The sequence below is a fragment of the Nonomuraea roseoviolacea subsp. carminata genome (assembly GCF_024172185.1).
Classification (GTDB): Bacteria; Actinomycetota; Actinomycetes; order Streptosporangiales; family Streptosporangiaceae; genus Nonomuraea; species Nonomuraea roseoviolacea.
In genome coordinates this window covers 8,802,717-8,815,153 of record NZ_JAMZEC010000001.1, presented here as the reverse complement: position 1 = coordinate 8,815,153, position 12,437 = coordinate 8,802,717, and the positions used below count along the sequence as shown (strand labels likewise).

The following is a 12,437-nucleotide window of genomic DNA, read 5'->3' as shown; positions in this document are numbered from 1 at the left end:
CCAGGTGATCGCGACCCCGGTGATCGCGTCTCAGGTGATCGGTTTCTGGTGATCGGATGTAGGCGATCGGGTTTCAGGTGATCGCGGGTGAGGAGGCTTCGGTGGCCAGCAGCCGGGGAGTGCCGCTCCCGTCGGCGGGCACCGCCCAGACGTCGCGGCCCTTGGCGTACATGACGCTCCTGCCGTCGAGCCACGCCGCCTGGTCGTCCACGTCGGCGGTCTCGGCGAGCGGGGTCTCCCGGTCGGTGGCCAGGTCCAGCGCGTGCAGGCGCCAGGCGCCGGACGGCATGCGCTTCTTGTAGACGAGCCGGCGGCCGTCCGGGGACAGCGACGGGCACTCGGCGTTCTCCCTGAGCACCTTGGCCTGCCAGCGGGTGTAGTCGCCCTCGACCAGATAGGTCTTCCCCTTGGTCGCGACCGTGGCGTAGAAGCGGCTGTCGTCCGCTGCGAAGGTGACGCCCCAGTAGTTCACGTCGGCGGAGTGGTAGCGGCGGCCGTCCTTGATCAGCGGGATGTCCTCGATGGTGACGGTCACGTTCCCGGTGCGGGTGTCGAGCAGCCCGGTCCGGGTGGAGAACGCGGCGCCGGTGTAGGAGTCGCCGGTGACGAAGACCGTCCAGGAGATCATCCTGCCGCTGGCGGAGACCCGCGCCCTGCTCGGGATCCCGGCGAGCCTGACGCGCCGGGTCTGTCTCATGGCGTGGTCGAGGACCAGCGCGTACGTCGTCGCCGTCGCCCCGGGCTGGGCGAGCAGGCACACGCCCGTGCCGTGCGCCGCGTGGAAGCGGTCGCACCGGGTGCTGCTGCCGCGGATCAGGCCGGTGGCCCGGTCCCTGACCAGGAACTGGCCGGGCTTGGCCAGGTCGAGCGTGCTCCGGCCGGCCGCGGGCGCGGGGCGTCCGGACCACAGGATGTAGCCGGTCGCGCCGCCGCCCAGCACGAGCATGGCGACGAGCAGGATCACACCGCGTCTCATCGGACCACCTTCCAGAGCGACAGGCACGCCACCACGCCCACGCCCATCGCGACCAGGCCGGGCACGGGGCCGAACGCCGCCCAGGCGGCGCCGTACAGGATGGAGGAGACCATGCGGGCCACGGCCTGGCCGGTCTGCAGCAGGGCCAGCCCGCTCGTGCGCAGCCCGGGGGGCAGCAACGGCCCGGCGGCGGCCATGAGCACCCCGTCGGTGGCGGCGTAGAAGAGGCCGAGCAACGGCAGGACCACCCAGAACGGCCCGGACGCCGCGAGGACGCCGTAGACGGCCACGAGCGCGAGGTGGCCGAGCACGAACATCGGGCCCCTGCCCACCCGGTCGGCGAGCCTGCCCAGGGGCACGGCGAGCAGCAGGTACGCCGCCGCGGTGCCCAGCGGCAGCAGCGGGAGGTGCTCGGTCGCGAGCCCGGCGTTGTGCTGCACCAGCAGGTAGACGAAGGCGTCGCTGACCGTCACCAGCCCCAGGCCGCATGCCGTCAGGCACAGCCGCCTGAACCGCGTCTCGCCGAGCAGCGCCAGCGCGGGCCGGATCGAGGCCGGGGCCGGCGCGGACTCCCGCCGGTCGCGCACGTACAGCACGAAGATCAGCACGCCCAGCACGGCGACCGCGAAGCTCACCACGAACACCGCGTCGTAGGCGCCGCTCGCGCCGAGGACGGCGAAGGCGACCAGCGGTCCGAGGAACGCCCCGGCGGTGTCCATGGCCCGGTGCACGCCGAACGCCTGACCGAGCCGCCCGGGGTCGGCGCTGAGCGTGATCAGCGCATCACGCGGGGCGGTGCGCAGGCCCTTGCCGGTCCGGTCGGCCGCCACCACGGCGCCGACCAGGGCGGCCGAGCCCCCGGCCGCCGGCAGGCCCAGCCGGCACGCCGCCGACAGCGCGTAACCGAGGCCCGCGACCAGCTTGGGCCGCTGGAGCCGGTCGGCGAGGTGGGCGCCGGCCAGCCGCACCACGGCGGTCACGCCGAAGAACAGGCCGTCCACCAGCCCGAAGGCCAGCGGGCTCAGCCCCAGCGAGAGCACGAGGTAGAAGGGCAGGATCGCGGTGACCATCTCGGAGGAGACATCGGTCACCAGGCTGACCGCGCCGAGCGCCAGGACGTTGGCGGGCACGGCGAGACTGAGTCGGGACATCTTGACGCCGGACTTGACATCCGCGATGTACACGGCGGTGCTCCATGGGTGATCGGCATGGAAGGGGGCGGTCAGCATGGAAGGCGCGGCCGGGTCAGGATCTGAGCGCGTCACGCCACAGGGGGCGCCGCGCCAAGCCGCTCGCCTGAAGAGTGGCAAGCGGCCGGGTTCGCGTCAAGATAGTTAGGAAAATTTCCTAACTAGTTCATCGCGGGCGGGGTGCGCCGGCGCTGTCAACACCGGCGCGGGCGCGCGCAGGCGTCGGTGCTTTCAACGGGGGCGCAGCCGCCGGAGCGCGAGCATCCCGCCGACGCCGGGGACGAAGGCGCGCCACCGCGCCCCGGACCCGGCCGCGGCCGGCGCCATCGAGACGGCCGCGATGACCACGAGGTAGGCCATGCCGTGCGTCGGCCCGCCGAACGTCGTGATCATCCTGGTGTGGACGGTGAGCAGGTTGCCCAGCAGCGTCACGAGCGAGAGCAGCTCCACGGCGGCGGCCACGCGCAGCACCCACAGGTTCGCCGCGCTCACCGGCCCGACCCCGGCCGGACGATCATGAGGACGACGACGGCGGCCCAGGCCAGGTTGTAGATCCCGGCCAGCATGGAGAGCGTGCGCAGCTTCCGGGGGTCGCCGGGCTCGCGCAGGGCCTCACGCTGGCGCGGGTGGATCTGCGTGGCCAGCAGACCGCCGGCGACGGCCGTGAGGATCATGGAGACGGTGATCCAGATCTCGCCCATGCGCCCCTGCGCGGTCGCCAGCGCGATGCCGGCCACGGGCACGATCAGGCCGAGCGCGGCGTAGCCACCGGTGACGCGGTGCAGGGCGGCGGCCACCGAGCGTTCGCGTGGGCCTCCTGAGTCGTCCGGTGCGGGGACGGCGACGGGCGCGTACCGGGGGAACAGGCTCGTGGCGACGGCCGAGCCTCCGACGAAGACGATGGCGGCGAGCACGTGCACCGACAACAGGAGGTGTTCCATGGCATTCCTTCCAACCTTCAGAGTGGCTGAAGCTTAGCGAAGGCTTCAGCCAGCCTGAAGGTTGGGTGCGACGCGGGGCGCTCGATGCGTGGTCCACCCGCCCGGCATCCGCCAATTCCCGAAATATCGATATTTCCCCCTCCGGGGGCGGGCCGCCGAATAGTTCGCGACGCGAATTATTTTCTAAATGGCGTCCTCCGCGCGCCGTACGAGACGCGCGATCGCGTCGGTGAACTCGGGCCACAATGCGCGCGGCAGGTCGTGCCCCATGCCGTCGAACACCACGAGCTCGGCCCCCGGCACGGCCACCGCGGTCGCCCGGCCGCCGCTGACGTCGCACATGCGGTCGGCCGCGCCGTGGATCACCAGCGTCGGCAGGTCGAGGGAGCGCAGCCACGGCGTACGGTCGCCGGAGGCCACGACGGCCACCGCCTGCCGCAGGAAGCCCAGCTCGTCATGGTCCCGGTCGTAGGCGCGCCCGGCCCGCTCCCGCACCGCCTCCTCGTCGGCCGGATAGCCGGGCGAGCCCAGCACCCGCGACGCCTTCACCGCGCGCTCGACCACCTCCTCGCGGGTCACGGCCGGCGGGCCGGCGATCTCGTTCAGCGCCTCCGGGCTGGGCTGCCCCACCTCCGGGTCGCCCGTGGTGGACATCATCGAGGTCAGCGACCGCACCCGTCCGGGGTGCCCGACGGCCACCGTCTGGGCGATCATGCCGCCCATGGAGGCGCCGACGAGATGCGCGGACTCCAGGCCGAGCGCGTCGAGCAGGCCGACGGTGTCGGCCGCCATGTCCACCAGCGTGTACGACACCGAGGACAGGTCACCGGCCAGCACCGCGGGCAGGTCGGGCACCGGCGCGTCGTGGAAGTGGGTGGACAGCCCGGCGTCGCGGTTGTCGAACCGGATCACGTGCAGCCCCTGGGCGACGAGGCTCCGGCAGAACCCGTCGGGCCAGTGGATCAGCTGCCCGCCGCCGCCCATGATCAGCAGCACGGGCGGCCCCGCCGGGTCGCCGATGCGCTCGTAGGTCACCTCGATCCCGGCCGGGCCGACGTCGCACGCCTTCGTCTCGCTCATCTCTCGCCGTCTCCGCTCTGAAAGAACCGAAAGGAAGCCGACGGAGAATAACAGCGCCCAATGGTGTCCAGGCAAGGGGAAAATCAAAAATCGACGATAAACAATGCACCGCATAGGATGAAAACGGCGGAACTCAGACGGCGGCCGGGACGTCGTCCGGTCGCGTGGCCGCGGGCTCGCGGGGCAGCGCGAGGTAGGTCAGGGCCAGGCCCGCCAGGCTCAGCGCCGCCCCGGCCAGACCGGCCCAGCGCAGGGCGCCCGCCGCGACGATGACGCCGCCGACGGCCGAGCCGGCCGCCGCGCCCAGGTTGAAGGCGCCGACGTTGGCGGAGACGGCCAGCGTGGGGGCCTCTCCCGCGAGGCGCAGGATCAGCCCCTGCAGCGGCGCGATGGTGGCGGTCGCGAGCAGGCCGAGCACCAGGACCGCCGCCACCGCCGACGGCTGCCGGACGGCGGCGAACGGCATGAGGACGAGCACGCCGGCCAGTCCGCCGAGGACGCCTCGCACGGTGGCGCTCATGGACCGGTCCGTGAGCCGGCCGGCGACCAGGTTGCCGAGGAAGCTGCCCGCGCCGTAGGCGAGCAGGAGCCCCGAGACCGCCGTGGAGGAGAAACCCGACACACGCGTCAGCAGCGGCGCGATGTAGGTGAACACCGCCGAGACGCCGGAGAACCCGACCGCGGTGGTGGCGATGGCCAGCAGGACCGGGCGGCGGGTCACCACCCGCACCTCGTCCCGCAGCCGGGTGGCCGGGGCGGGCCGCCTGGGCAGCACGGCCGCGAGCAGCGCGACCGCCGCCAGGGCCAGGGCGGTCAGGACGGCGAACGGGGCGCGCCATCCGGCGGCGTCCCCCAGCAGCGTCCCCAGGGGCACGCCGAGCAGGGTCGCCACGGTGAAGCCGGAGGCGACGGCGGAGATCGCCGTGCCGCTCCGCTCCGGCGGCACCACGCCGGTCGCCATCACCAGCGCCAGGGCGAGGAAGGCGGCGTGGCTGAACGACGAGACCAGGCGTCCGGCCAGCAGCACTTCGTAGGAGGGGGCCAGGGCGCTGATCGCGCTGCCCGCCGCGAACAGCAGCATCAGGCCGAGCGCCAGCCCCTTGCGGGGCGTCCTGGCGGTCAGCACGGCCACCACGGGGCCGCCGACCACGACACCGAGCGCGTAGACGGTGACCGCCTGCCCGGCCGTGCCCACGGACACCTTCAGGTCCGCCCCGACCTGGGGCAGCAGGCCGGAGATCAGGTATTCCGACGTCCCGACGACGAAGACGCCCACGCACAGGGCGGCGAGCGTCGCGTAAGTCCTTCTCATGGCCAGGACGCTAGAGTCTCACATGGATGTGAGAGTCAAGCCGCGCCGGCGACCTGCCCGCGGCGGCACGAGGGAGGCGCTGTGCGCATCGGCGAACTGTCACGGCGGACCGGCGTCCACGAGCGCCTGTTGCGCTACTACGAGGAGCAGGGCCTGCTCCATCCCGAGCGGCGCCCCAGCGGCTACCGGGAATACGGCGACGGGGACGTCGACACCGTCCGCCGCATCCGCAGCCTCCTGGCCGCCGGTCTGAACACCTCCACCATCGCCACGATCCTGCCCTGCCTGCGCGACGACGGCGACCGGCTGGTCCCGACGTGCTCGGACCTGCTCGCCGACCTGCACCGCGAACGGGACAGGATCACTCAGTCGATCACGGACCTGCGGACGTCCCTCGGCGCGCTCGACGAGGTGATCGCCGCGGCCCCGCCCGAGGTCACGCGCCGCGCGCTCGACGAGGTGATCGCCGCGGCCCCGCCCGAGGTCACGCGCCGCGCGCTCGCGGCGCTCGACGGCTGAACGGGGCGTCCGTCGCCGGCCTCGCACTCCCCGCGACGAACGGCGCGGCGAGGGCTCAGCCGCCGGTGACGCCGTCCACGCCCTGCCGGATCATGTCGGCGTGCCCGTTGTGCCGGGCGTACTCGCCGATCATGTGGTTGTGCAGCAGCCGCACCGTCAGCGTGCCCCAGCCCGCGTTCTCGAACGTGGTGTCCATCGGCAGCCCGGCCGCGGCCTTGCGGGCGATGTCCTGCTGCTCCAGCAGCACCGCGTACTCGGCCTCGGCCCGCGCCGGGTCGAGGTCCTCGAAGTCGGCGTCGGGCCGTTCGGGCGTGGAGTAGAGCCTCGGGACGTCCTCCCCGAGCAGCGACCGCCGGAACCAGATGTGCTCCACCTTCGCCAGGTGCCGGATCAGGCCGAGCAGCGACAGGTTCGACCAGGGGATCGGCGTGGCGGCGAGCTGCTCGCCGGTCAGGCCCGCGCACTTGTGCAGGAACGTCGCGCGGTGCCAGTCGAGCAGGCCCGGCAGCAGGTCGGCCTCGGGGGCGAGCAGTGACCCCTCGGGACGGGTCACCTCGGGGGCGGTCCAAGTCATGCCTGGCATGATGCCACGCCCCGGCCGCCGCTTGAGGTAGAGCCGACTCCAACTTGTAGCGTCACCACACAGCCGATCCAACGGACAGGGAAAGATCATGAGCGTGTGGTTTGTCACCGGGGCGTCGCGGGGTCTCGGGGCGGAGATCGTGCGGGAAGCACTGTCGCGCGGGCACGAGGTCGTCGCCACGGCCCGGGACGTGGAGGCGATCCTCAAGGCGTACCCGGACCGGCCCGGCGGGCTGCTGGCCGTGACCGCGGACGTCACGTCCCAGGAGCAGTTGCGGGCCGCGGTGGACGCGGGGCTGGCGGCGTTCGGCCGCATCGACGTCGTGGTCAACAACGCCGGGTACGGGCTGGTGGGCGCGGTCGAGGAGGTGTCCGACCAGGCGGCGCGCGAGCTGTTCGACGTCAACGTCTTCGGCGTGCTGAACACGTTGCGCGCGACGCTCCCCGCGCTGCGCGCCCAGCGGTCCGGCCGCGTGCTGAACATCGGCTCGGTGGCCGGGTTCGCGACGGCCCCGGGCACGGGCCTGTACGGCGCGACGAAGTTCGCCGTCGAGGGCCTCTCCGAAGCGCTCCACGGCGAGCTGGCCCCCCTCGGCGTGCGGGTCGTCATCGTCGAGCCGGGCGGCTTCCGCACGGACTTCCTCAACGGCGCGAGCCTTCGGGTCGAGCCCGCCTCCATCGCGGACTACGCCGCCGGCGCGGGCGCGACCCGGGCGGCCCTGGCCGCCAACGACGGCCGTCAACCGGGCGATCCGGCCAAGGCCGCCGCCGCGATCGTGGACGTCGCGGAGGCCGATGAGCCTCCGCTGCGCCTGCAGCTCGGCGCGGACGCGGTCGAACGCGTGGAGGCCAAGCTCGACCTCGTCCGCCGCGAGCTGGACGAGTGGCGGCTCACCGCCCTCTCGACCGGCTTCTGAACCCCCGCCGGCGCGGGGTCACGCCCGCCGGGTGACGCGGATCTTCGACTGCTTGTGCGGCAGGCGCTCCCAGTCGTCCATGAACACGGCGTTCAGGCCGTAGCGGTCCGCCAGCCCGACGAGCGTCTCGGTGCGGTAGTAGAAGTCCTCGCGCAGCACGTGGTGCTCCTGCCCCTCCGTGCGGTCGAAGGTGAAGTCGAACCAGCCCTGCGGCCGCATGACGCGGCCCACGTGCGCGAAGCACTCCTCGATGACGGGCAGCGGCGAGTGCGAGAAGACGCTGTGGGCGTGGACGACGTCGAAGTGCTCGTCGGGCAGGAACGCGAAGCGCAGGTCGCGCACCGGCGTCAGGTGGGGCAGCTTGTCGCGCAGGCCGTGGGCGACGACGGTGTCCTGGGCGGAGAAGAGGATGTCGGGGGAGATGTCGAGGCCGTAGTAGTTGCCCGGGTCGAGGTAGTCGATGAACAGGCGGCCGGCGCGCAGGTTGCCGCAGCCGATCTCCAGCATCCGGAACTCGGGCTTGAGCCCGTGCTCCCTCAGGTAGTCGAACTGCATGCGCCCGAGCGCCAGCCAGCGCTTGTGCGAGTGCGAGCCGACGGCCCCCTCGGGGCTGCGGGCCGTGTCGGAGCGCATCACGGCCCGGTAGTACGCGACGTGGTCGCGCGTGCGCAGCCGCAGCCAGGCGTCGCGCGCCAGCCGGCGCAGGTGCGGCGCGACGCGTCCCGGATGGGTGAGGGCGTAGCGGGCTTGGTGGGCGAGGCTCGAACGGTTGTGTTTCACGTCGGGACCACCAGACGGGGTGACGGTACGGCGATGGGCCCTGGAAATGTAGGCAAGCGCCGGCGGCCCGCTCAACGACCGGCGCGCCTGGAAGGCGTCCAGGTAAGGCAAAGACATCGGCCGCGTCGCCCCACCCCCAGGCGGGGCGGCCCCTTCCGGCTCAGGCGGCCGGGCTGCTCAGCTCCTGTGGCTGGGTGGAAGCGGTGAGGGTGTAGACGGCCAAGGGAGGGCCCGCCCCTGGCCCGACGGGCAGCGGGGCGACCGGGCGCCATCCGAGCCGCTCGTACAGCCGGGCGGCCGGCGCCTCCGGGGAGGTGATCAGCCACGCGGCGGGCCGTCCGGCGACGGCGGCCTCCAGCAGGGCCCGCCCGACGCCCCGCCCGCGCGCCTCGGGGTGGACGCACAGCTCGGCCACCTCGAACGCGTCGCGGGACAGTCCGGCGACCACGTCCGCGCCCAGCGCCCCGGTCAGCATGTCGTAGAACGGGTCGCCCGACCGGTCGGCGGGAGTGGGCCAGCCGTAGCAGAGGCCGAGGAGCCGGTCATCGACGTCGTGCGCCGTCCAGGCCGCGAAGCCGGGCCGGGCGGCCGCCTCGGCCAGCCGGCGGGGGAAGCCGGCGATCTGCTCGGGCGTCTCCGACCAGGGCGGGGCCGCGTAGCACAGCTCGTACAGGGCGGCCGGGCCGCCGGTCAGGGACGTGATGCCGGACGCGTCGTGCCGCCGGAAGAGTGTGGTCACCGAGACTCCTTGTTGCAAACGATTCGCAACAAGCGTAGATCATCGATTATAAGAGTTGACTTATATAAGCGGCTGTCGGCATACTTCCGTGGTGCATGCGTTCGACGTTCTCGGCGACCCGGTCCGGCGCCGGATCCTGGAGCTGCTCGCCGACGGCGAGCTGAGCTCCGGCGAGGTCACCACCGTCATCAGGCGCGAGTACGGGATCTCCCAGCCCGCCGTCTCCCAGCACCTGCGGGTGCTGCGCGACAGCGGGTTCGCCACCGTGCGGGCCGACGGGGCGCGCCGCCTCTACGCCGTCGATCCCACCCCGCTACGGGAGGTCGACGTGTGGCTGGAGCGCTTCCGCGGCTTCTGGGAGAACCGGCTCGACGCCCTGGCCACCGAGCTGGCGCGCGGCAGACGCCGCCGCCGCGACCCCGACCCGCCGGCCACGCCGCCGGCGCCGACCAGAGACGAGCAGACATGATCGACATCATCGACCAGATCAGGCTGGCCCGCCGCGAGGTGGGCGAGAACGGTGAGACCAAGACCGTGACGATCAGCCGGCGCTACGACGCGGCCGTCGAGGACGTGTGGGACGCCTGCACCGACCCCGAGCGGATCGCCCGGTGGTTCCTGCCGGTCAGCGGCGACTTCCGCGTCGGCGGCCACTACCAGCTCAAGGGCAACGCGGGCGGCGAGATCCTGCGGTGCGAGCCGCCCCGCCTGCTGAAGGTCTCCTGGGTGATGGGCGACGCCCCCGGCCTGTCGGAGGTCGAGGTGCGCCTGACGGCCGAGGGCGAGGAGAGCACGCTGTTCGAGCTGCGGCACGTCGCGACGGTGCCGCCCGGGATGTGGTCCGCGTACGGGCCGGGCGCGGTGGGCGTCGGCTGGGACCTCACCGTGCTGGGCCTCGGCCTGCACCTGGCGGGCGGCTCGATCGGCGACCCCAGGGAGTGGGAGGCGAGCGAGGAGGCCCGCCGGTGCATGACCGTGAGCGCGCAGGCGTGGGGCGAGGCGCACCGGGTGGCGGGCGAGTCGCCCGAGATCGTGGCGGGCATGGTGAAGAACACCCTCGGCTTCTACGCCCCGGAGCCCGGGGGTGCCGGGAGCGGGCAGTAGCCGAGGGCGTTCCCCCTGGCTCAGACGACGGCGCCGGAGCCTGGCTCAGACCACGGCGCCGGAGCCGTCCCTGGCCGGAGCCCTGCGCGGCCTGGCCGGCTCCGGCGGCGGCCGGTCGCCGCGCCGCTCCAGCTCGACCGCCAGCGGCCCCGCCACGAACGCCGACGACGCCGTCCCGGCCACGATGCCGATGACCAGCGCGATCGCGAAGTCCCGCAGCGAGTCGCCGCCGAAGACAGCCAGCGCCACCAGGATGAACAGCGCGCCCATGCCGGTGTTGACCGTACGCGGCACCGTCTGCAGGATCGCCCCGTTGACCACCTCGGCGAACGGCCTGTCCCGCTGCGCGCTCCACAGCTCACGCACCCGGTCGAACACCACCACCTTGTCGTTGATCGAGTACCCGATGACGGTGAGCATGGCGGCCAGGAACACCCCGTCCACCGGCTTGCCCAGCCAGGCGAACGCGCCCACGACGGCCGCCGCGTCCACCACCAGCGCCAGCACGGCGGCGGCCCCGAACGTCCACCGGAACCTGACCGCCAGGTAGACGAGCTGCGCCCCGAGCGCCACGCCGAGGGCGACGAACGCGTTGCGGCGCAGCTCCTCGCCCAGGCTCGGCCCGATCAGCTCGTCACGCTGCTTGGTCACCTCGCCGAGCCCCGCGTCGAGGGCCCGCTCCAGGCCGGCCACCTCGTCCGCGGAGATCTGCCCGGTCCGTACGGTGATCGCCTCGCCGGAGACCTGCACCACGGCCTGCGGATGCCCGGCGCCGCTCACGACCTGCCGGGCCGCCTCCCCGCCCACCGGCCGGCTCGCGGCGAACTCGACCAGACGTCCCCCGGTGAACTCCACCCCGACGTTCAGCCCGTGCAGGACCAGGCCCGCGACGGCGGCGGCGGTGAGCACGCCCGCGAGGCCGAGCCAGAGCCGGCCGCGCGCCATCAGGTCCGGGCCGCGCCTGACGACCCACGTCCTGACCCACCCGACCCGGCCCAGGCCGGACAGCCGCGGGCTCAGCCGCCCGGCCGCCAGGTGGATGAGGACGCGGGTGATGAGCATGGCCGAGACCAGCGAGGCCAGCACGCCGATGGCCAGCGTCACGCCGAACCCGCGCACCGGCCCCGACGCCAGCCAGAACAGCAGGCCGGCGGCCACCAGCGTGGTGATGCCCGAGTCGGCGATGGCGCTCCAGGCGTGCCGGAAGCCCCGGTCCAGGGCCGCCCGCAGGCCCCGGCCCGGCCGCCGGCCGTACTCCTCCCGGGCGCGTTCGAAGACCAGGACGTTGGCGTCCACGGCCATGCCGATCGCCAGCACGAACCCGGCCAGACCGGGCAGTGTGAGCGTCGCCCCGAGCGCGAGCAGCGCCGCGTACGAGATGAGCCCGTAGGCGGCCAGCGCCACGGCCGCGAGCAGGCCCACCACGCGGTAGACGACGACGATGAACAGCGTGGTGAGCGCCAGCCCCGCCACGCCCGCCTTGGCGCTGGCCTCGATGGCCTGCTCGCCCAGCGTGGGGCCGACGGTGCGCTGCTCGACCAGCGTCAGCGGCACCGGCAGGGCGCCGCCCTTGATGAGCACGGCCAGCTCGTCGGCCTCCTGCTGGGTGAACGAGCCGGTGATCTGCGTGGACCCGCCCGGCATGCCGGCCCGGCACGCCACCGACGGGTCCACCTGCGGAGAGGAGATGATCTCGCGGTCCAGGACGATCGCGACCCGCCGCTTCGGGTCGCCGGGCGCCTCGCAGGCCGCCGCGCCGGTCAGCCGCTGCCAGGCCCCGGCGTCGCGGAAGTCGACCGTGACGAACCAGCCGGGACCTTGCTGCGGGTCGCTGCGGGCGGCCGCGTCGGTCACGGCGTCGCCGCTGACGGCCACGGGGCCGAGCCGCAGCCGCGTCCCGGACTCGTCCGGGAGGACGGTGTCCCCCTGCTCCGCGGGGCCGGCGGCGCCCCGTACGGGATGGAAGGCGAGCTGGGCGGTTCTGCCGATGACCTCGGCGGCCTGGCGCGGGTCGAGCACGCCGGGCAGTTCCACGATGATCCGCCGCTCGCCGGAGCGCACGAGCGTCGGATCGACGACCCCGAGCGCGTCGGCCCGGCGCCGGAGCACGTCCAGCGCCCGGTCGGTGGCCTCGGAGTCGGCCTTCGCGGTGGGGGAGTCGCGGGTCTCGAACACGAGCTGGGTGCCGCCGCGCAGGTCGAGTCCGAGGCGCGGCGACAGGGTGAACGCGAGGATGAATGCGGTGGCGATGACGGCGCACGCGACCACCGCGCGCCACACGGGCGCACGTGACATGG

Annotated in this window: 14 protein-coding genes; 4 read left to right on the top strand and 10 right to left on the bottom strand. The window is 73.5% G+C overall.

Annotation, left to right across the window (positions count from 1 at the left end; all coding sequences use genetic code 11):
* Positions 1 to 73: 73 nt before the first annotated feature.
* From HD595_RS41025 to HD595_RS41000, 6 genes are all read right to left on the bottom strand, one after another.
* Positions 74 to 976, bottom strand: coding sequence for a TolB family protein (locus tag HD595_RS41025; protein ID WP_253779066.1), 903 nt, complete (start codon positions 974 to 976; stop codon positions 74 to 76).
* Positions 973 to 2,160: an MFS transporter gene (locus HD595_RS41020; protein WP_253779064.1), complete on the bottom strand. Its 1,188-nt coding sequence runs from the start codon at positions 2,158 to 2,160 to the stop codon at positions 973 to 975. Before HD595_RS41020 ends, HD595_RS41025 begins: the two co-directional genes overlap by 4 nt.
* 237 nt (positions 2,161 to 2,397) lie before the next feature.
* Positions 2,398 to 2,658: a hypothetical protein gene (locus HD595_RS41015; RefSeq protein ID WP_253779062.1), complete on the bottom strand. Its 261-nt coding sequence runs from the start codon at positions 2,656 to 2,658 to the stop codon at positions 2,398 to 2,400.
* On the bottom strand, positions 2,655 to 3,107 hold the full coding sequence (locus HD595_RS41010) for a hypothetical protein (RefSeq protein WP_253779059.1): 453 nt from the start codon (positions 3,105 to 3,107) through the stop codon (positions 2,655 to 2,657). The genes HD595_RS41015 and HD595_RS41010 overlap by 4 nt, the downstream gene beginning before the upstream one ends.
* A gap of 183 nt (positions 3,108 to 3,290) precedes the next feature.
* On the bottom strand, positions 3,291 to 4,187 hold the full coding sequence (locus tag HD595_RS41005) for an alpha/beta fold hydrolase (RefSeq protein ID WP_253779056.1): 897 nt from the start codon (positions 4,185 to 4,187) through the stop codon (positions 3,291 to 3,293).
* Positions 4,188 to 4,320: 133 nt separating this feature from the next.
* The gene (locus HD595_RS41000) at positions 4,321 to 5,499 is read right to left on the bottom strand and encodes an MFS transporter (RefSeq protein ID WP_253779053.1); all 1,179 of its coding nucleotides are present in this window, start codon (positions 5,497 to 5,499) and stop codon (positions 4,321 to 4,323) included.
* Between the two features lie 81 nt (positions 5,500 to 5,580).
* On the opposite strand from HD595_RS41000, the gene HD595_RS40995 reads away from it, so the two are divergent.
* On the top strand, positions 5,581 to 6,018 hold the full coding sequence (locus HD595_RS40995) for a MerR family transcriptional regulator (RefSeq protein WP_253779051.1): 438 nt from the start codon (positions 5,581 to 5,583) through the stop codon (positions 6,016 to 6,018).
* A 55-nt stretch (positions 6,019 to 6,073) separates the two neighbouring features.
* Here HD595_RS40995 and HD595_RS40990 read toward each other — a convergent pair whose 3' ends face one another.
* Positions 6,074 to 6,592, bottom strand: a complete 519-nt coding sequence (locus tag HD595_RS40990) for a DinB family protein (protein WP_253779049.1) — start codon at positions 6,590 to 6,592, stop codon at positions 6,074 to 6,076.
* A 97-nt stretch (positions 6,593 to 6,689) separates the two neighbouring features.
* Between HD595_RS40990 and HD595_RS40985 the strand changes: the two genes are divergently transcribed.
* Positions 6,690 to 7,517: an oxidoreductase gene (locus HD595_RS40985; RefSeq protein ID WP_253779047.1), complete on the top strand. Its 828-nt coding sequence runs from the start codon at positions 6,690 to 6,692 to the stop codon at positions 7,515 to 7,517.
* An 18-nt stretch (positions 7,518 to 7,535) separates the two neighbouring features.
* Here the strand turns inward: HD595_RS40985 and HD595_RS40980 are convergent, their stop codons facing one another.
* Both HD595_RS40980 and HD595_RS40975 read right to left on the bottom strand, forming a co-directional pair.
* Entirely contained in the window at positions 7,536 to 8,297 is a 762-nt protein-coding gene (locus tag HD595_RS40980; RefSeq protein ID WP_253779044.1) for a class I SAM-dependent methyltransferase, read from the bottom strand.
* Positions 8,298 to 8,457: 160 nt separating this feature from the next.
* The gene (locus tag HD595_RS40975) at positions 8,458 to 9,036 is read right to left on the bottom strand and encodes a GNAT family N-acetyltransferase (protein WP_253779042.1); all 579 of its coding nucleotides are present in this window, start codon (positions 9,034 to 9,036) and stop codon (positions 8,458 to 8,460) included.
* A gap of 91 nt (positions 9,037 to 9,127) precedes the next feature.
* Between HD595_RS40975 and HD595_RS40970 the strand changes: the two genes are divergently transcribed.
* Together HD595_RS40970 and HD595_RS40965 are read left to right on the top strand one after the other, a co-directional pair.
* Positions 9,128 to 9,505 (top strand): ArsR/SmtB family transcription factor, encoded by a 378-nt coding sequence (locus HD595_RS40970; RefSeq protein ID WP_253779040.1) that lies wholly within the window; start codon positions 9,128 to 9,130, stop codon positions 9,503 to 9,505.
* Positions 9,502 to 10,140, top strand: coding sequence for an SRPBCC family protein (locus HD595_RS40965; protein WP_253779037.1), 639 nt, complete (start codon positions 9,502 to 9,504; stop codon positions 10,138 to 10,140). Before HD595_RS40970 ends, HD595_RS40965 begins: the two co-directional genes overlap by 4 nt.
* Positions 10,141 to 10,185: 45 nt before the next feature.
* Here the strand turns inward: HD595_RS40965 and secD are convergent, their stop codons facing one another.
* Entirely contained in the window at positions 10,186 to 12,435 is a 2,250-nt protein-coding gene (gene secD, locus HD595_RS40960) for a protein translocase subunit SecD (protein WP_253779035.1), read from the bottom strand.
* Positions 12,436 to 12,437: the final 2 nt, after the last annotated feature.

What these genes read in the sequence shown, in the direction of transcription:
- HD595_RS41025 (WP_253779066.1), bottom strand. Translation starts at nt 976, where the DNA reads ATGAGACGCGGTGTGATCCTGCTCGTCGCCATGCTCGTGCTGGGCGGC.
- HD595_RS41010 (WP_253779059.1), bottom strand. Translation starts at nt 3,107, where the DNA reads ATGGAACACCTCCTGTTGTCGGTGCACGTGCTCGCCGCCATCGTCTTC.
- HD595_RS41005 (WP_253779056.1), bottom strand. Translation starts at nt 4,187, where the DNA reads ATGAGCGAGACGAAGGCGTGCGACGTCGGCCCGGCCGGGATCGAGGTG.
- HD595_RS41000 (WP_253779053.1), bottom strand. Translation starts at nt 5,499, where the DNA reads ATGAGAAGGACTTACGCGACGCTCGCCGCCCTGTGCGTGGGCGTCTTC.
- HD595_RS40990 (WP_253779049.1), bottom strand. Translation starts at nt 6,592, where the DNA reads ATGACTTGGACCGCCCCCGAGGTGACCCGTCCCGAGGGGTCACTGCTC.
- HD595_RS40985 (WP_253779047.1), top strand. Translation starts at nt 6,690, where the DNA reads ATGAGCGTGTGGTTTGTCACCGGGGCGTCGCGGGGTCTCGGGGCGGAG.
- HD595_RS40965 (WP_253779037.1), top strand. Translation starts at nt 9,502, where the DNA reads ATGATCGACATCATCGACCAGATCAGGCTGGCCCGCCGCGAGGTGGGC.
- secD (WP_253779035.1), bottom strand. Translation starts at nt 12,435, where the DNA reads ATGTCACGTGCGCCCGTGTGGCGCGCGGTGGTCGCGTGCGCCGTCATC.